Annotated in this window: 19 protein-coding genes; 9 read left to right on the forward strand and 10 right to left on the reverse strand. The window is 35.8% G+C overall.

Annotated features, from left to right (window positions below):
- The first annotated feature begins 438 nt into the window (after positions 1-438).
- Positions 439-2,019: an ATP-binding protein gene (locus IWA51_RS00970; protein WP_198442813.1), complete on the forward strand. Its 1,581-nt coding sequence runs from the start codon at positions 439-441 to the stop codon at positions 2,017-2,019.
- A 243-nt stretch (positions 2,020-2,262) separates the two neighbouring features.
- Positions 2,263-2,589 (forward strand): hypothetical protein, encoded by a 327-nt coding sequence (locus tag IWA51_RS00975; RefSeq protein ID WP_198442814.1) that lies wholly within the window; start codon positions 2,263-2,265, stop codon positions 2,587-2,589.
- A gap of 131 nt (positions 2,590-2,720) precedes the next feature.
- On the opposite strand, the gene IWA51_RS12600 is transcribed toward IWA51_RS00975, so the two are convergent.
- Positions 2,721-2,927, reverse strand: coding sequence for a hypothetical protein (locus IWA51_RS12600; protein ID WP_230402681.1), 207 nt, complete (start codon positions 2,925-2,927; stop codon positions 2,721-2,723).
- Between IWA51_RS12600 and IWA51_RS00980 the strand changes: the two genes are divergently transcribed.
- The 7 genes from IWA51_RS00980 (at position 2,908) to IWA51_RS01010 (ending at position 11,223) form a co-directional block, all read left to right on the forward strand.
- The gene (locus IWA51_RS00980) at positions 2,908-3,582 is read left to right on the forward strand and encodes a formylglycine-generating enzyme family protein (protein ID WP_329601797.1); all 675 of its coding nucleotides are present in this window, start codon (positions 2,908-2,910) and stop codon (positions 3,580-3,582) included. The two genes, IWA51_RS12600 and IWA51_RS00980, sit on opposite strands and share 20 nt — an antisense overlap.
- Positions 3,583-3,775: 193 nt before the next feature.
- Positions 3,776-4,024, forward strand: a complete 249-nt coding sequence (locus tag IWA51_RS00985) for an AbrB/MazE/SpoVT family DNA-binding domain-containing protein (RefSeq protein ID WP_198442815.1) — start codon at positions 3,776-3,778, stop codon at positions 4,022-4,024.
- A gap of 3 nt (positions 4,025-4,027) precedes the next feature.
- Positions 4,028-4,432 (forward strand): putative toxin-antitoxin system toxin component, PIN family, encoded by a 405-nt coding sequence (locus IWA51_RS00990; RefSeq protein WP_198442816.1) that lies wholly within the window; start codon positions 4,028-4,030, stop codon positions 4,430-4,432.
- Between the two features lie 228 nt (positions 4,433-4,660).
- Complete coding sequence (hsdR, locus tag IWA51_RS00995) at positions 4,661-7,054, forward strand: EcoAI/FtnUII family type I restriction enzme subunit R (protein WP_198442817.1); 2,394 nt, start codon at positions 4,661-4,663, stop codon at positions 7,052-7,054.
- Positions 7,055-7,088: 34 nt separating this feature from the next.
- Entirely contained in the window at positions 7,089-8,579 is a 1,491-nt protein-coding gene (locus tag IWA51_RS01000; RefSeq protein ID WP_198442818.1) for a class I SAM-dependent DNA methyltransferase, read from the forward strand.
- A gap of 2 nt (positions 8,580-8,581) precedes the next feature.
- Positions 8,582-9,661: a PDDEXK nuclease domain-containing protein gene (locus IWA51_RS01005; RefSeq protein WP_198442819.1), complete on the forward strand. Its 1,080-nt coding sequence runs from the start codon at positions 8,582-8,584 to the stop codon at positions 9,659-9,661.
- Positions 9,658-11,223 carry a restriction endonuclease subunit S gene (locus IWA51_RS01010; RefSeq protein ID WP_198442820.1) on the forward strand — a complete coding sequence of 522 codons (1,566 nt, stop codon included), beginning with the start codon at positions 9,658-9,660 and terminating at the stop codon, positions 11,221-11,223. The genes IWA51_RS01005 and IWA51_RS01010 overlap by 4 nt, the downstream gene beginning before the upstream one ends.
- A gap of 10 nt (positions 11,224-11,233) precedes the next feature.
- Here IWA51_RS01010 and IWA51_RS01015 read toward each other — a convergent pair whose 3' ends face one another.
- The 9 genes from IWA51_RS01015 to IWA51_RS01055 form a co-directional block, all read right to left on the reverse strand.
- A complete protein-coding gene (locus IWA51_RS01015) occupies positions 11,234-11,416 on the reverse strand; it encodes a hypothetical protein (protein ID WP_198442821.1) in 183 nt (60 codons plus the stop codon).
- A complete protein-coding gene (locus IWA51_RS01020; RefSeq protein WP_198442822.1) occupies positions 11,413-12,939 on the reverse strand; it encodes a Y-family DNA polymerase in 1,527 nt (508 codons plus the stop codon). Before IWA51_RS01020 ends, IWA51_RS01015 begins: the two co-directional genes overlap by 4 nt.
- Before the next feature lie 130 nt (positions 12,940-13,069).
- The gene (locus IWA51_RS01025) at positions 13,070-13,996 is read right to left on the reverse strand and encodes a LysR family transcriptional regulator (RefSeq protein ID WP_198442823.1); all 927 of its coding nucleotides are present in this window, start codon (positions 13,994-13,996) and stop codon (positions 13,070-13,072) included.
- Positions 13,997-14,064: 68 nt separating this feature from the next.
- A complete protein-coding gene (locus IWA51_RS01030; RefSeq protein WP_329601798.1) occupies positions 14,065-14,403 on the reverse strand; it encodes an IS1096 element passenger TnpR family protein in 339 nt (112 codons plus the stop codon).
- 37 nt (positions 14,404-14,440) lie between these two features.
- On the reverse strand, positions 14,441-15,145 hold the full coding sequence (locus IWA51_RS01035) for a hypothetical protein (protein ID WP_198442825.1): 705 nt from the start codon (positions 15,143-15,145) through the stop codon (positions 14,441-14,443).
- Between the two features lie 73 nt (positions 15,146-15,218).
- The gene (locus tag IWA51_RS01040) at positions 15,219-16,457 is read right to left on the reverse strand and encodes an IS256 family transposase (protein ID WP_198441892.1); all 1,239 of its coding nucleotides are present in this window, start codon (positions 16,455-16,457) and stop codon (positions 15,219-15,221) included.
- A gap of 76 nt (positions 16,458-16,533) precedes the next feature.
- Positions 16,534-16,782, reverse strand: coding sequence for a hypothetical protein (locus IWA51_RS01045; protein WP_198442826.1), 249 nt, complete (start codon positions 16,780-16,782; stop codon positions 16,534-16,536).
- A gap of 80 nt (positions 16,783-16,862) precedes the next feature.
- Positions 16,863-17,531, reverse strand: a complete 669-nt coding sequence (locus tag IWA51_RS01050; protein WP_198442827.1) for a hypothetical protein — start codon at positions 17,529-17,531, stop codon at positions 16,863-16,865.
- A 129-nt stretch (positions 17,532-17,660) separates the two neighbouring features.
- Positions 17,661-17,966 (reverse strand): hypothetical protein, encoded by a 306-nt coding sequence (locus tag IWA51_RS01055; protein ID WP_198442828.1) that lies wholly within the window; start codon positions 17,964-17,966, stop codon positions 17,661-17,663.
- Positions 17,967-17,969 lie beyond the last annotated feature (3 nt).

Consider the following 17,969-nt stretch of genomic DNA (forward strand, 5'->3'; position numbering starts at 1 on the left):
AAATTATTTTTTCTTCCTTTAGGGCGGCCAAGTTTGATTCCTTCTGCTTTTTTACGCGCCAAAACTTCACGAGTGCGCTGACTGATTAAATCTCTTTCAATTTCTGCACTTAAACTGAATGCAAAAGGAATTGAAACTGAACCTGTGCGATTTGATATATTTACAAATAAAAAAATGACATTCTTTTCTGACCCCGACGGACTTCCGCTTGAGATACATGAATAAAATAAATTTCAAATTAGCAAAAATAGTCGAGAAAAATTCTTTTGAAGAATGTATGATTGAAACATAGTTTTATTTTCTCCTTGGTATGCAGAAAAAAAATGACATTTCAGTTATCGGCTGTAAGTGGGTAATAAAAATCCAAAGATTCAACTCAAGCCCAGTGGCGAGCGTGATTATATTGAACTGCTTGCGGTAAAGTAATATAATAATCGTATGGCAGAATTAAAACTTTTTCCTATTGGGTTGCAGGATTTTTCTCAGATACGAAGAAACGGTTATTATTACGTAGACAAAACAGACATTGTTTATAAAATGACACACACCGACCGCGTTTATTTTTTGAGCCGTCCGCGCCGCTTTGGAAAGTCGCTTTTAATTTCGACCTTGCGCGATTATTTTTTAGGAAAGAAAGAACTTTTTACCGGCCTTGCAATGGAAAAGCTTGAAAAAGAATGGAAGCAGTATCCTGTTTTTCATTTGAGTTTTGCAGGAAATAAATTTACAGATTTAAAATCTCTTCAGATTTATATGAATTTTAAACTTTCTGAATTAGAAAAAATATATAAAGTTACGAATACAAATGAATATGAATGGGGTCCTCGTTTTGAAAAAATCCTTAAAGCAGCTTACGAACAGACAGGCACAGAACCTGTAGTTTTAGTTGACGAATACGATGCACCACTTTTGGATACAATGGACAACCCCGAACTTCAGCTTGTTTTAAAACAGGAAATGCGAAAGTTGTTCAGTCCGTTAAAAGATATTGGCGGAATTCTGCGTTTTGTATTTTTGACAGGCATTAGCAAGTTCAGTCAGTTAAGTATTTTCAGTGAATTGAATAATCTTAATGTAATTACGATGGATAATGAATATGCTTCAATCTGCGGAATTACAAAAGAAGAACTTTTTGAACAGATGAAGCCTGAAATCCAGGCGCTTGCAGAAAATAACGATATGACTTATGACGAAGCGTGTGCAGGTCTTACAAAAAAATATGACGGTTATCATTTTACAGAAAAGTCACCTGACATTTACAATCCGTTCAGTTTGATAAATGCGCTCAGTAAAAAAGAATTAAAAAACTTCTGGTTTGCAACAGGAACACCGACAATTCTTACTCGGTTGATAAAAAAGTATAATATGGATCCTGAAAGTTTTGACAAAGGATTTCCTGCAACACTTGAAATGTTTGACGCTCCGACAGAAACGGCGACAGACCCTGTTCCAATGCTGTACCAGAGCGGATACCTTACAATAAAAAAATATGATTCACCTGAATATGTTTTAGGTTTTCCAAATGATGAAGTTCGGGATGGATTTTGTAAAGCTTTGCTTCCTTATTACGCAACAGAACTTGTAAGTCAAAATGATATATTTATTATGAAATTAGGACGAGCCTTTCGCGAAGCCCGCCTTGAAGATGCCTTAAAAGAAATGAAAGCATTTTTGTCTTCAATTCCGTATAATGCAGAAAAGCAGAACGAAAATCACTACAAAACTTTGTTCTATTTAATAGCGCGCTTGTGTACGCCGTACGTTGTAAAAACAGAAGAGACAAGTGCTGCCGGCCGAAGTGATATGGTTGTAGAAACAGAAAGCGCTGTTTATGTTTTTGAATTTAAACTCGACGGAACAGTAGAAGAAGCACTTTCTCAGATTGACTCAAAAGGATATTTAATTCCGTATTCTGTTACAAAAGATAAAAACGGCAACGACAAAAAGCTCGTTAAAATCGGCGTAAGTTTTGACAGTGAAAAACGCACACTCGGTGAATGGAAGATTGTAGAAAATTGAATTTAAGTTGCTAAATTTTCTGTTATATGATAAACTAATCTTAATAAAATAAAAAGGAGATTTAGATTATGCAGCACGACATGTTCTGTTCTGTTCTGTTCTGTTCTGTTCTGTTCTGTTCTGTTCAAGATAACTGTCTCTTTTTTAAATTATAATATAGAAATTTCAAGGCATATTCTTTATGTAGCCGCATAAAGAGTGTGCCTTTTTTTGTTTAAATATAAATAATTTTGGAGGAAGAAAATGAAAACTTTTACAAAGCTTTTGGCAGGTGCTGTAACAATATTGGCACTTGCAATGATTGGTTGTCAGAATGATACTGACACACACGAGCACACTTATTCAACAGAATGGTCTAAAGATGCTACAAGTCACTGGCATGCAGCAACCTGTGAACATACCTCAGAAGTAAGTGACAAAGCTGCCCATACATTCGGTGAAGGCGTTGTAACAAAAGAAGCGACAGAAACGGAAACTGGAATCAAAACTTATACTTGTACTGTTTGTAAATATGAAAAAACAGAAAGTATTGCAGTTTTACCACATACACACAAATATTCAGCTGACTGAACAAGCGACGCAACAAGCCACTGGCACGCAGCAACTTGTGGTCACGATGTAAAATCTGATGAAGCTGCCCATTCATTTAATGAAGGCGTTGTCACAAAAGAAGCGACAGAAACAGAAGCAGGCGTTAAAATTTATACATGTTCAGTATGTGAATACAAAAAAACAGAAGCAATTCCTGTTTTACCTTCTACCCAAGCAGTCTTTGTAAAAATAGCAGGTACAGAAATCACCGGAAAAGAAACCTGGACACCAAAATCAGAAGTATTTGTAAGCGGAAGGGCAATCACAATTCCAACTCTTTTAGTAAGTGACCACGAAATAACTCGCGGAGAATTCAAAGATGTAATGGGAACAGACCCAAGTAAAGCAAGCGCTTATGACGCAAACGGAACTAAACTTACAGGAGATGCAGTTTTTAACAATCCTGTAAATTACGTAAGCTGGTATGATGCCATTGCTTACTGTAACAAGCTTTCCATTAAAGAAGGACTTACACCCTGCTACACAGTAAAAGATGTAAACTTTTCTGCTCTTGAATACTCAGGTATACCGACATCTCGTAATTCAGCATGGGATGCAGCAACCTGCGACTTTACAGCAGACGGTTACAGACTTCCGACAGAAGCAGAATGGGAATACCTTGCCCGCGGTGGAGAAAATTACACATATGCAGGAAGTGATACAGTAGATGATGTTGCATGGTATACATCAAATATAAAAGACACAGGAACCCGTGAAGTAAAAACAAAGCAGGCAAATGCTTACGGACTTTACGACATGAGCGGTAACGTATGGGAATGGTGCTGGGACTTGAGAGGTTCAATAAACAGCACGACCGACTCTGCGGGTTCGGCTTCCGGCTCTTACCGCGTGCGGCGCGGTGGTTCCTGGGGTAGCCTCGACAGCTTCTGCGCTGTTTCTTACCGTTTCAGCATCGACCCGTATGACCGCGGCAGCAGTTGCGGCTTGCGTGTGGTTCGTAACGCCAACTAGCGTTGGCTAGTTCTGTAAGGAAATTATTAAAAAACTTCCGCAGTCGCGGAAGTTCGAATCCAGATCAATTATAATATCTGCGGCAGGTAGATTTTATTACCGTAAAATTTGAAGGCAACTTTTATATAATTTTTAGAGGTTGCCAATATTTCTTGTTTGTATTACAATAAGTAAGGAATGTAAGGAGGTTTATATGGAACTTGCAAAAGTAACTTCAAAGGGACAAGTAACAATTCCGCTTTCTATAAGGAATTTCTTAAATCTCAGGACTGGCGACAAACTGTTTTTCTTCGAAGAAAAAGGGAAGGTTTTTGTTCAAAATGCTTCACAGGTCGCTCTTGCAACTGCTCAGAAAAGCATGAAAGGTGAAGCAAAAAAAGCCGGATTCAAAACAGAAGAAGATGTCATGGACTACATAAAAGAATTAAGGAGTAATTCTTAGCTCATGAGAATTTATCTTGATACAAATGTAGTAATCTCGGCAATGCTTTTTCACAAAGGGAAGGCGGCACTTGTTTTTGAACATGTAATTAAAAAACATACCGCAATCATTTCGGATTATACAATTTCTGAATGTAAGGAAGTATTTGAAAAGAAGTTCCCGGACAAAATGGAAATATTGAATTCTTTTTTTGATAATCTGGAATACGAAAATTTCAAAACACCAGATAAAATTGATGAAAAAAAATATCCAAAGATTCGTGATATAAAAGATTTGCCTGTTTTAGTATCAGCAATATTATCAGATGCGGATGTTTTAATCACGGGTGATAAGGATTTTGACGATGTAAAAATCAAAAAACCTTTAATTTTTAAACCTGCTCAATATGCGGAACTAATTCAGAATTAAATATGATAATAATGAAACACGTTTCAATGCTATCACAAAATGATATTTACTCATTGTTATACTTTGATAAAGTAAGGTTTTCAGATTCCTGCAAAAGTAACTTCAAAAGAACAAGGAACAATTCCGTTTTCTATAAGGAATTCCTTAAATCTCATAACTGATAGAATTTTGTCAAAATTTGTTGTATACTGAATTCCGCTTACTATATAGAAGAAGATAGGAGTCGGTATGGTTTTATCAAAAAAGCAGATGACTGAAGAAGATATTAAATTGCAGTTTATTACACCTGCAATTCTGGCAAAGTGGAATGTTCAGAATATTACCATGGAAACTCCTGTAAAGCAGAATGTAAAGTTTACAGACGGAAAAATTAACATAAAAGGCAACATCGTAAGCCGTGAAAAACCAAAAAAAGCAGATTATGTACTTTACCTTAATTCCGGAACTCCCATCGCTATAGTAGAAGCAAAAGATAACAGCCATTCAATCAGTCATGGGCTTCAGCAGGCAAAAACTTATGCCGAAATGCTTGATGTTCCTTTTGCCTTTAGTTCAAACGGAGACGGATTTGCCGAACACGATTATATAACAGGACTTGAAAAACAATTCACAATGGATCAATTTCCAAGTCCTCAGGAACTTATCGAACGATATAAAAATGGAAAAGCAATCACTCCTGCTGAACAAAAAGTAATTGATGAACCATTCTATACAGGTCAGAATACTTATCCACCGCGTTATTATCAGCGGAATGCGGTAAACAGAACTTTGAGTGCAATTGCAAAAGGACAGAACAGACTGCTTCTTTGTATGGCAACAGGAACAGGAAAAACATATACTGCTTTTCAGATTGTTTGGAGACTTTTACAAACAGGTTTAAAAAAGAAAGTTCTTTATCTTGCAGACAGAAATATTCTTGTTGACCAGTCAATTCAGCAGGATTTTGCGCCACTTCAAAAAGTAATTCACAAGGTAAACTTTTCAAAAGATGACAGAACAACAATTGGTTCTTATCAGGTTTATTTTAGTCTTTATCAGCAGTTGGCAGGCGAAACAGAAAGTGAAGATGAAATTGAATCATCAGAAGACTGTATAAAAAAATTTGAAAGTCTTTTCTCAAAAGATTTCTTTGATTTGATTATTGTTGATGAGTGCCACCGGGGAAGTGCAAAAGCAGATTCAAATTGGCGTGCAATTCTTGAATATTTTAGTTCTGCAACTCAGATTGGTATGACAGCTACTCCAAAAGAAACAAAATATGTTTCAAATATTGACTACTTTGGAGAGCCTGTTTATTCATACAGTTTAAAACAAGGGGTTGATGACGGATTTCTTGCTCCTTTTCGTGTAATAAATGCCAGAACAAATATTTGTGAAGGATGGCGACCGACAAAAGGTCAGAAAGATAAATTCGGAAATGAAATTGAGGATCGCATTTATACAAATAACGATTTTGACCGTAATATAATTCTTGAAGACAGACGGCATCAGGTTGCAGAAGAAATTACAAAATACTTAAAGCAGACAGACCGTATGGCAAAGACAATTGTCTTTTGTGCAACAGAAGAACATGCCGAAGCAATGCGCATTGAACTTAATAATCTGAATGCAGATATGGTTGCAAAAAATCCTGATTATGTTGTCCGCATTACAGGAAGTGATGCCTACGGAAAGAGCAAACTTGATTACTTTATTTCTGTAAGTTCTGATTATCCGGTAATTGCAACAACTTCAAAACTTCTTTCTACGGGCGCCGACTGTAAAATGGTTAAGCTCATTGTTCTTGATGAAATGATTAGTTCCATGACAGAATTCAAGCAGATTATTGGTCGTGGAACCCGTATTCGTGAAAAAGAAGGAAAAATGTACTTTACTATTATGGACTTCCGTAATGTAACAAGACTTTTTGCTGATCCTGAATGGGATGGCCCTATTGAACAGCATCCTGATTTTGGCGGCGATGACGGTGTAACTCCTGTTGGTAAAAATGGTGGAAACGGTGGAGAAGCCGAAGACACAGCTGATAACCCTTCTGTTCCCGGCAATCCAAAACCTGTTGTTGATAGAAACGGTTGTAAAGTTGAAATTCTTGGAAAGACTGTATCAATTTATGATGCAAGCGGAAAACTTCTTCGTCAGGAAAATATAATCGATTACACAAAGTCAAATATCATGGATGAGTATTCAACTCTTGATAACTTTATCAACAAATGGTCAGAAGCAGAAAAGAAAGTTGCAATTTCAGATCTTCTTAAAGAACACGGTATTGACCTTGAAATGCTCAAATCAGACCAGAATATGAATGATGTAGATGATTTTGATTTTATCTGTCATGTTGCGTTTGACAAGAAACCTTTGACAAGACGAGAACGTGCAGAAAATGTTCAGAAAAAAGACTTCTTGAGCAAGTATTCAGGGGTTGCAAGACAAGTTTTGGATGCACTTATTGAAAAATATAAAGATGAAGGCATATATCAAATAGAAGAAACTTCTATATTAAATGCAAATCCATTCCGCCAGTTTGGAAGTCCTGCAAATATTGCAAAGGCTTTCGGCGGAAAAGATATGTATTTTAATGCAATAAAAGAACTTGAAGAAGAACTTTATAATTTTGCAGCTTAAATAATTAAACAATTAAAATTGGAGAAAATATAAAATGGCAAATATTTCAAACTTTGTAAAACGTATTCGTGACATTATGCGTAACGATGCAGGTATTAACGGTGACGCACAGCGCATTGAACAGATGTCATGGATGCTTTTTTTGAAAGTTTACGATACAAAAGAAGCCGATTGGGAATTTGCAGAAGAAGATTATAAATCAATTATTCCGGATAATTGCAAATGGTCATCCTGGGCGCATGAAGAAAAAGCCGGAGACGGAATGACAGGAGATACACTTCTTGATTTTGTTAACAATACACTTTTCCCGACACTCAAAAAACTTGAAGTTACTCCTGAAACTCCTGTAAAAAAAGCAATCGTAAAAACGGTTTTTGAAGATGCCAACAACTACATGAAAGACGGTGTTCTTTTGCGACAGGTTCTTTGTGTAATTGATGAACTCGATTTGGGCGATTACGAAGAAAGCCATGCCTTTGGCGATATTTACGAAAGCATTCTTAAAGAACTTCAGAGTGCAGGCAGCTCCGGAGAATTCTATACTCCGCGTGCAGTAACAGAATTTATGGCAGAACGCATTGCTCCGAAGCTTGGCGAAACAGTTGCCGACTTTGCCTGTGGTACAGGTGGATTTTTGACAAGCTGGCTCAAACAGCTGGAAGACAAAACAAACAGTGCAGAAGATGTTCTCAAATATTCAAGTTCAATATACGGAATCGAAAAAAAGCCTTTCCCGTACACACTTTGTATTACAAATATGCTTCTTCACGGAATTGATGTACCTCGCATCTATCATGATAATAGTTTGCAGTACGATGTTCTGAACTACACCGATGATGACCGTTTTGATGTAATTCTTATGAATCTACCTTATGGCGGAAACGAAAAATCAGATATTAAAAGCCACTTTCCGTCAGACCTTGCTTCTAGTGAAACTGCCGATCTTTTTATGTCAGTTATTATGTACCGCTTAAAGAAGAATGGACGGGCTGCAGTTATTATTCCCGATGGATTTTTATTCGGCACAGACAACGCAAAAGTTGCAATCAAGAAAAAGCTTTTGACAGAATTCAATCTTCATACAGTGATTCGTATGCCGTCTTCTGTTTTTGCTCCATATACAAGCATTACAACAAACATTCTTTTCTTTAACCGCCCAAAAGAACAGGGAACCGCCGATAATCCTGCAACAAAAGAAACCTGGTTCTACCGTCTTGATATGCCTGAAGGATACAAACATTTTTCAAAGACAAAACCAATGAAGATAGAACATTTTGAAGAAGCAAGAATCTGGTGGGAAAATCGTCACGAAATCGAAGAAGACGGATTCCCGAAGGCAAAAAAATATACAAACAAAGAACTTACAGACCTTGGCTACAACATTGACCTTTGCGGCTATCCTCACGAAGAAGAAGAAATTCTTGCACCAAAAGATTTGATTGCCCGCTACGAAGAAAAACGAGCCAGCCTCAATGCAGAAATTGACAGCGTTCTTGCAGATATTACACGCATTCTTGGGGAATAAAAATGGGCGACTATGAACTTATTCAATATACAAAAACAGATAACATTCTCACAGATGCAAAAAACATAATTGATTCTGCAAAATCTTATGCTATTAAATCTGTAAACTGGACTTTAGTTCAGAGAAACTGGCTTTTAGGTGAACGCATTGCTTTGGAAGAATTAAAAGGCGAAAACCGTGCTGAATACGGAAAAAAAGTGATTAAAAATCTTTCAAAGCAACTTACAGAAATTTATGGAAAAGGATTTGAACAAAGTCTTTTGTATAAATTTTTGAGTTTTTATAAAACTTTTCCTGACATTTTGGACACAGTGTATCCAAAATCTGATATTTACAAATTTCTTGACTGGTCTCATTTTCGCATTCTTCTTCAGGAAGAAAATAAAGATGCCCGCGACTGGTATGCACAGGAATCTGTAAATGAAAGCTGGAGTGTCCGTACTTTGCAACGGAACATTTCTTCTCAATACTATTACAGAATGCTCAAATCTCCAAAAAAAGATTTGGTTCGTGCAGAAATGAAACAACTTACGGCAGATTATCAGACACAAAAAGAAGAATTTGTAAAAGACCCTGTAATTCTGGAATTTTTGGGATTCAGAGAAAATGAAACTCTTTTGGAATCAACATTGGAAAACAGCCTTATAAGCAATCTGCAAAAGTTTTTGATGGAACTTGGAAAAGGCTATGCTTTTGTTGGCCGACAGATGCACATTCATACAGAAAAAAAAGACTATTACATAGATCTTGTTTTTTACAATTTTATTCTCAAATGCTTTGTGCTTATTGATTTGAAAACTGAAACTATTACACATCAGGATGTTGGGCAAATGGATATGTATGTGCGGATGTTTGATGAACTTAAGCGTAGTGAAGGCGACAATCCTACATTAGGAATTCTTTTGTGTGCTGACACAGATGCAGACATTGCAAAATATTCAGTTTTAAAAGGGAACGAACAGCTTTTTGCCACAAAATACAGATTTTGTCTGCCAACAGAAGAACAGCTCCGCAAAGAAATTGAAAGTCAGAAAAATCAGTATTATCTTACACATCCTGAAAAAGACGAGGCAAAAAAATGACAGCACAGGATTTAAAAAACAGTATTCTCCAGCTTGCTGTTGAGGGAAAACTATTAAAGGGGGGAAGTCTCCCCCTCGCTACAGCCGGCAAGCCGTCTTCCGCTACCCCCTCTGCGGGGACACCCCGCAACGCCCCGTCAGACCAAAAAACCGGCGCAGAACTTTTGCAACAGATTAAAGCCGAAAAAGAAAAGTTGATTGCAGAAGGAAAAATCAAAAAGGACACGACCAAAGCAGGTGCGTCTGGTCGTGCACTTGCAGAAATCACAGAAGATGAAATTCCGTTTGATATTCCAGAAAGTTGGTGCTGGTGCAGGTTGGGAGAAATTGGTGATTGGGGAGCAGGAGCAACGCCACAAAGAGGAAATCCTGATTATTATCAAAATGGAACAATTCCATGGATTAAAACTGGGGAATTGAATAATGGTATTGTTTCCGAAGCTTGTGAGTTTATTACTGAGAAAGCATTGAACGAATGTTCTCTTCGATATAATAGAGTTGGGGATGTTTTGATTGCGATGTATGGTGCAACAATTGGGAAATTGGCAATTGCAGGAATTGAACTTACAACTAATCAAGCTTGTTGTGCATGCACTTGTCATAATGGTGTTTATAATAAATACCTTTTCTATTTTTTGATGTCTCAAAAAAGTGTATTTGAAAAAAAAGCCGAAGGTGGAGCTCAACCAAATATTTCTCGTGAAAAAATCGTTAAAACATTAATTCCTCTCCCACCACTTGCCGAACAAAAAGCCATTGTAGCAAAAATCGAAGAACTTTTGCCTTATATTCAAAAATATGATGTTGCCCACACAAAACTTCAAGAGTTCAACAAAAAGTTCCCTGTAGATATGCAAAAATCCATTTTGCAGCAAGCCATAATGGGAAAACTTGTTCCTCAACTCAAAGAAGACGGTAACGCAAAAGATTTGCTCGAAAAAATAAAAGCCCAAAAAGCCAGGTTGATTGCAGAAGGAAAAATCAAAAAGGACAAGCCTCTTGCAGAAATTACAGAAGATGAAAAGCCTTTTGATATTCCAGAAAGTTGGTGCTGGGTAAAATTCGGTGATTTGTGTGAAAGAATTACAGGAAAAACTCCTGAACGTGCAAATGATATTTATTGGAATAAAGGAAAATACAATTGGGTTTCAATTTCTGATATGACAGATTATGGTTTTGTTAAGGAAACAAAAGAGTCAATTTCAGAAGAAGCATCGGTTGAATATTGGAATAAAAGAATCAGCCAAAAGAATTCTCTTCTTATGAGTTTTAAATTAACTGTGGGTAGAACTTCAATTCTTGATATAGACGCATATCATAATGAAGCTATTATTACAATAAAGCCTTTTGTTGATGAAGAATATGCAATAAGAAATTACTTTTTCTATTCACTTCCTTTACTAACAAAAATGGGAGACTTTAAGGACGCAATAAAAGGAAGGACTTTAAATAAGGATAGCATTGCTAATCTTTTAATTCCTCTTCCGCCACTTGCAGAACAAAAACGCATCGTAGAAAAAATAGAAGAACTTCTTCCATTATGTAAAAAGCTGGTGAAATAAATCTTTTCTTTTACTGCGCTTCCTGTTCTGCTTTTGCTGCTGTTTTGCGGATTGCGTCTTCGTATCCGGTAAGGGCTGCAAATGGTAAAAACTGCGCGGCTCTTTGTGAGTCAGAAAGCGGTGGGTGAACTGAAGAAACATGGTGCGGCAGATTTATTATATCATCATAATTTTTTTCGCTTTGAATTATCATGCTTTGTGTCCTCCAATCTGATTGTTTCGTTCACGCGCTGTAGCTCCTTCAATATAATCAACGCCTTTAAGAATTGCATTTTTTCCGTATTTTTCTTTTATGTTCAATGCCATTTTCTGAAGGGCAAGACTTTTTTTCTCGCGTACTTTTTTTTGCTCTTCAATCTTTTTATTTTCTTCCTGATCGCCGAATAAATCAAGTTCAGGATTTTTTGGATTCGCTTTGATTTCTTTTTGCGCGTCTTCTTCTGTTAAAACACGGCCTGCTGTAATATTCAGCCTTCGAATTAATAAATTAGTATCTGTAATACTGTCAAACAACTTCAAAGTTGCATTGACAATTACATTTGCGCTTGCATACCAACCGTCAAGATTAATTCTTCCTGCAACAGGTTTTGGAATTTCTTTACCGTAATAATTTTTTACAACTTCGCCGGAATATTTTGAACTTATTTTTTCATCCACGAGGTTTTCAATATCATAACCGACTGTCACCACAATCTGATTTGTAACAAGTCCTTTTGCAGTTAAATCAAGACAAAGCTGGTCGGCCATTTCCATAACAACAATGCGCGCTTTTTCATTTGTATATGCACACGTCAAAACCTGTCCCGAACCAAGACTTGAGTTTTTACTTTTATATGCCTTTACATGCGCAATCGTACACGGCTCCCAACCCCAAGCGTGGTCAATTAGAAGTTCGGCATTAATGCCAAAAGTTTTGTACAGTATTTCTTCATTTTTAACGGACTGACGCGCAATATCGCCCATCGTATAAAGTCCAATCCGGCTGAGTCTTGCTTCTGTTCCCCGTCCAATCCGCCAGAAATCTGTAAGCGGTTTGTGATTCCAAAGTTTTTTGCGGAATGTCATTTCGTCAAGTTCTGCAATGCGCACTCCGTCTTTGTCTGCTGGAACATGTTTTGCTTCTATGTCCATCGCAATTTTTGCAAGATACATATTTGTTCCGATTCCGGCCGTTGCTGTAATTCCTGTCTCGGACAAAACATCGTGAATCATTTTTACAGCAAGTTCACGCGCCGTAAGTTTGTACGTATTCAGATATCCGGTTACATCCATAAAAACTTCATCAATCGAATAAACGTGAATGTCTTCTGGTGAAATATATTTTAAATAAATTCTGTAAATGTCCGTACTCTTTTTTATGTAGTGCGACATCTGCGGAGGCGCTGCAATATAAGAAAGTTCCAGATTGGGATTTTCATTCAGCTCATCAATATTTTCTGACTTTCCGTAAAATGAATCCAAAGGCGCTTTGTTTTTTCGATGCAAATTTATTTCTTTAACTTTTTGAACAACTTCAAAAAGCCTTGGTCGTCCCGGAATTCCGTAAGACTTAAGTGACGGCGAAACTGCAAGACAAATTGTTTTTTCTGTCCGCGAAACATCTGCCACAACAAGATTTGTCTTGAGCGGATCCAGTCCTTGTTCAATACATTCAACTGAAGCGTAAAAACTTTTGAGATCTATTGCAATGTAGGTTCGTGTGGTTGGTGTTGGCATTTGATTTATTTTTTTTACGTTTTAAGTGCAAGTTTTGTCTGACAATATTTTAATCACTACAAAAGAATAATATCAATTTTTCTAAATGTAAAGAATCTAGTATTGGAATTGATGAATTTTGCTTGAATTTTCATCTCGCCAAATATTTTTTAAGTTCTTCAAGATAATCGTTTGCGGCTTTTGACAGAACAACATTCTTTTTTGTTATGTAGCCAATTTCCATTGCTTTGTCGGAATTTTCGCTGTCCATAAACGGAACAGCAACAAAATCATTTCCGTTCAACTCATTGCTTATAATTCCTGAACAAAGACAGTATGCGTTTACTCCGACCATCAGATTCAAATTTGTAGCCCTGTCAGTTGTCTTTATAACTTTGGGAAACTCGCGGTCAGCAAAAATTTCTTCTGTAAAATAGAGTGAACTCATTGCATTTTGGTCAAACATCAAAACTGGATACTCTTTTAATTCATCAAAAGTAATAAATTCTTTTTTTGCAAGAGGATGCTTTTTCCAAAGGTAAACATAAGTTTTGCAGAATACAAGCGAATTGAATTCAAGTTCATTTGATTTTAAAACTTTCAGAATATGCGAGCGGTTAAAATTACTCAAATTCAAAATGCCTATTTCACTACGCATATTTGCAACATCTTCAATTACAGTAAGAGTCCGCGTTTCGCTGATTGCAAATTCGTATTCAGCAGAAGAATTATTCTTTTTGTATTTGTTTACAAGATTAATAAAAGATTTTACACAGAAAGAAAAATGCTGGCAGCTTACCGCAAACTTCTCCTTGCGTTTTTTTGAAGGATCAAAATCGTCGAGCAAACTTTCATACTGCGCGTAAATCTGCCTTGCGTGCTGAACAAATTCTTTTCCTTCGTTTGTAAGACTTATTCCCTTGCTTGAACGGTTAAAGAGTTTTACATTGAATTCATTTTCGATATCTTTAATCGCAGTCGTAAGTGAAGGCTGCGAAACATACAAAATCTCTGCAGCTTTATTAAGTGAACCAATTTCAGAAACACCGATTACATATTTTAATTGCTGAAGTGTCATGAAAATATTATATAGTTTTCTTTGATGAATTTCAATAAATACTATACAAATGTTTTAAATTATTCCTACTAAAGATTCCACGTTTCATAAGCATTTTTCAACAATTTCACAATGTGCTCAAGTCCACAAACACCACCACAATCTTCCAAAATCCCGAGATTTTCACCGTCAAGAATTTTTACAGGTGAAGTTGAATTCAGAATATTTGTAATTTTTACATTGAATTTCCAGTTATCACCAAAATCATAATAAAAAATACAACGTGTTTTTTGATTCATTGCATTCTGGATTTTAACTTTACAAACAGGCTTTTTAATTTTCAGAAAATCTTCTGCAGCCCGATTTGGTAAATCTGTATAGCATAATTTGCTCCTTGTTTTAATTAACCATAAATTCGAGAGTGTAATCCTTTACAACTGTATTCTGCATCAAGAACAAAATAGATTAATGAAAATAATTCTTGTCATGGAAATAATAGCCGATGGTAAATCCAAAATCTAATGCTACATCAAGATCTCCATCTAGCCATCCAATTATACTTCTCATATAAGGAGAACATGTAAAGTAATCAAAAACAGAAAATGTATAACCTAAATCTGCAGCAATTTTCCAGTAATAATCATTTGCTCCGTAAGCTGTGGTATTTGTTATATCATCTAGTACATAAACAGGCAAGTTAAAAATCGGATAGAAGAACAAATAAGTTCCTGTTAATGAATATGTTTCAAAAAAAGGACGACAATAAATACCGACTCCTAAAGAAACGTCTAAAGAAGTATATTTATGGTTATCGCTTGTTTCCGTTTCAACATAACTTGAACAACCAAATCCATAAACAAAAGAAAATTTATTAATAGTAGTAATTTCACCTCTTCCTTCCATCATAAAGGATACACTTTTATTTACTTTTAGAGATTCCTCATAATTTCTTAGTTTCATATATGGATTTGTTCCTGTAGTATTGTCAACTAGAGAGGGCAGATAAAATCTAAGCTCTATATCCATCTTTGGCATTATCTTTTCGCTACTTGGTTCTTCCTTATTTAATATAGTAACATTTTTATTTGCTGAAAAAGAAACACTTTCATCTTCAGCAAAACATAAACTTAAACAAAAAATAAAGGAAATTGGTAAAAATACTTTTTTCATTTTATTATTCTCATAACTTAATAGTTTTTGAGTTATTGTCAATTGTTGTGGATTGAAAAAAAGTGTCTTTTCATCAGGCAGCCTTCATTTGTTCACCGTCCACAAAAATTATATTTTTGGCGACAAGTTCAAGTTGTTTAAATCCCCTGAGCCGTCGCCAGTTTTTCTCTGCCTGAAGACAAAGCTTGAAAGCCATTGCAACAGAAGCAGCGGAAGAGCCGTTTCCTTTTGTTGACTTGTGGCGCAACCTGACTGTTGCAAATGTCGATTCAATCGGATTCGACGTTCTAATGTGAGCCCAATGTTCCGCCGGATAATCATAAAAGCGGAACAAATCCTCCTTGTCTTTTTCAAGACATTCCGTTGCCTTCGGATATTTTTTTCCGAAAGTTTCTATAAATAAGTCGTAGGCTTTCAAGGCGTTTGCACGTTTGTCTGCCTGCCACATATCCCGAATCATTTTTGTGGCCTGAGTCTGCACACAGTCAGGCAATTTGTCCAGAATGTTCATGGACTTGTGGAACCAGCATCTCTGAATTTTTAGCTGGCCCCAGATTTCATCAACTGCATTTTGAAACCCAAGCGCTCCGTCGCAGACTGCCAATTTTGGTGCTTTTGTCAGTCCGCGGAATTTCAAATCAAGCAAAACTCCACGCCAACTTTCCGTTGACTCGCGAATTCCGGCCTGTACAGCCACAAGTTCTTTTTTGCCTTCAACAGTTACGCCAATTATTACCAGAAGGCAGGTCTTTTCACCGTCAAGCCGGGACTTTACGTAAATTCCGTCTGCCCAAACATAAACGTATTCCTTTCCGGAAAGATCTCGTTTGCGCCATTCGTCATATTCAGCCTGCCATTTTACAGTAAGCTTTGTTATGACTGACGGACTCAGGCCCTTTGCTTCTTTACCAAGAACATCATGGAGCATGGCTGAAAACTTGTTTGAAGAAATTCCTGCAAGGTAGGCAGCGGAAAGTATTGCTTCTACTGTCGGAGTTTTTCTTGCAAACGGAGGAAGGACTTTGCTTACAAAGCGATCCTTTTCTTCAAGTGCACGGTCATCAACTCTGGGAAGCCTGACTGTAACGTAACCGTTTGTAGTAAGAATTGTCCGTTCTTTGTGAAAGCCGTTTCTTACTACAAGTTTGTTTCCGGTTTTGTCTACGATAGAAGAAGTTTTATTAAGAAAACGCTGAACTTCATCCTCGTAAAGACTTTCAATTACTTCACGTGCTCTTGCGCGGATTGCTTTTTCAAGCAAATCAATCGTTGGACTATTGGAATTTTCTTCAATTTCCAGTATTCTTTTCATAAGAGGTCTCCTTCGGTGTTTATTTTTTTTTCCAAAGAAAACTATACCTTAGACAGACCTCTTTTTCTATGCCTTCTCAGGCAATCCACAACTTTTGATTATAACTCATAGTTTTTATTGGAATACCGCAAATTGTATAATTTATACCACGAGTAGTACAATAACAGGCAGTAACAGTTCCAGCAGTTTCCGCTGTAATCACTGCAATTTTTCTACCATCTTCTGAATTTAGCATAGAAGTAAGAGTTCCTGCATTTTTTCCAGCAAGTGCTCCAATAGAAGAAAGTTTTAAGTCCCAGAGTTTGTCAAAATCTGTTATATCCAAAAAATACGATCCACCGATAAAATTTGTGTTGATTAAATGATATTGAGCCTATAATTTTCACAATAAGTTAAAAGTTTATTTTATTTATGACTCTGTATATCAACATCTTTTGAAGATTTTTGTTCCTCTTGAAAAAGTTTTCTTTCAAGTATTGCAATATAAAAAATAAATATTGCTAATATAAATGCAGTTGTATAGAATTGGTCAATAAATTCACCAAGATTTTTTTTAAGTAAATACTTATCAGATAATATTTTATAAATAAAATTTATAAAAGCAGAAAAAAATATAAAAATTGCAGTAGAGAATTTAAAACTCTGACATAGCATATTTCTCTTTTCTTTAGGTACAATAATTTGAATTATTAGTAAAAACACAAAAACTGACAAAACAAATATCACATCTGCAATACGATTATCAAAAGAACAGGCAATAAATTGAAAAATAATTACTAAAAATGGTATATAACTAAAACCTATTGTAGTATTGCCTTTTACAGAAAACAAAAAGAATTCTCGTATAAGAAACCTCAAGAGTATAATATAACCTATTACATTTATTATCCGATCCACATTTGAAAAAGAATAACCAGAATCCTTTATATTTATAATTGGCATTCGGCATATACATACGATCGCTATGATCATAAACATACCATCTAAAAACCCTTTTGTGTAAGGATTCATATGTGTAATCGAAGTAAATATTTTACTTACCTTTCCTTTTAACTCTATTAAAATTTTACTCATAATTTCTCCTTTTAGACAATTGTCTTATTCTTCTACTGGATTATTGTAATTACGCGACTTTTTTGATAATTATATGTAATTCTAAAGCAAGCTCCATTAAAAGTTATCAGTCCGTCTTGTTTGCCTATTTCAAATAAATCTATGTCGTTTCATATTTAAATATATATTTTGTGCACCTCCATTTTCAAAATAAGAAAAAAACTGATCTTCTGATTTTTTTATTTCTGTTTCAAAGTCTGAATAATTCTCAGCTTTTTGCGGAATAAAAAACGAAATTGTTCCAAGATTTGCTGTTGTATTCGCAAAAGGTTTTATTGTCCATAATTTTAATACTTGATTTTCGGAGTTATAATCAAAAGTTGTGGATTGCCTGAGAAGGCATAGAAAAAGAGGTCTGTCTAAGGTATAGTTTTCTTTGGAAAAAAAAATAAACACCGA

Source organism: Treponema peruense (assembly GCF_016117655.1).
Classification (GTDB): Bacteria; Spirochaetota; Spirochaetia; order Treponematales; family Treponemataceae; genus Treponema_D; species Treponema_D peruense.

What these genes read in the sequence shown, in the direction of transcription:
- IWA51_RS00970 (WP_198442813.1), top strand. Translation starts at nt 439, where the DNA reads ATGGCAGAATTAAAACTTTTTCCTATTGGGTTGCAGGATTTTTCTCAG.
- IWA51_RS00975 (WP_198442814.1), top strand. Translation starts at nt 2,263, where the DNA reads ATGAAAACTTTTACAAAGCTTTTGGCAGGTGCTGTAACAATATTGGCA.
- IWA51_RS00985 (WP_198442815.1), top strand. Translation starts at nt 3,776, where the DNA reads ATGGAACTTGCAAAAGTAACTTCAAAGGGACAAGTAACAATTCCGCTT.
- IWA51_RS00990 (WP_198442816.1), top strand. Translation starts at nt 4,028, where the DNA reads ATGAGAATTTATCTTGATACAAATGTAGTAATCTCGGCAATGCTTTTT.
- hsdR (WP_198442817.1), top strand. Translation starts at nt 4,661, where the DNA reads ATGGTTTTATCAAAAAAGCAGATGACTGAAGAAGATATTAAATTGCAG.
- IWA51_RS01000 (WP_198442818.1), top strand. Translation starts at nt 7,089, where the DNA reads ATGGCAAATATTTCAAACTTTGTAAAACGTATTCGTGACATTATGCGT.
- IWA51_RS01005 (WP_198442819.1), top strand. Translation starts at nt 8,582, where the DNA reads ATGGGCGACTATGAACTTATTCAATATACAAAAACAGATAACATTCTC.
- IWA51_RS01010 (WP_198442820.1), top strand. Translation starts at nt 9,658, where the DNA reads ATGACAGCACAGGATTTAAAAAACAGTATTCTCCAGCTTGCTGTTGAG.
- IWA51_RS01015 (WP_198442821.1), bottom strand. Translation starts at nt 11,416, where the DNA reads ATGATAATTCAAAGCGAAAAAAATTATGATGATATAATAAATCTGCCG.
- IWA51_RS01020 (WP_198442822.1), bottom strand. Translation starts at nt 12,939, where the DNA reads ATGCCAACACCAACCACACGAACCTACATTGCAATAGATCTCAAAAGT.
- IWA51_RS01025 (WP_198442823.1), bottom strand. Translation starts at nt 13,996, where the DNA reads ATGACACTTCAGCAATTAAAATATGTAATCGGTGTTTCTGAAATTGGT.
- IWA51_RS01035 (WP_198442825.1), bottom strand. Translation starts at nt 15,145, where the DNA reads ATGAAAAAAGTATTTTTACCAATTTCCTTTATTTTTTGTTTAAGTTTA.
- IWA51_RS01040 (WP_198441892.1), bottom strand. Translation starts at nt 16,457, where the DNA reads ATGAAAAGAATACTGGAAATTGAAGAAAATTCCAATAGTCCAACGATT.
- IWA51_RS01050 (WP_198442827.1), bottom strand. Translation starts at nt 17,531, where the DNA reads ATGAGTAAAATTTTAATAGAGTTAAAAGGAAAGGTAAGTAAAATATTT.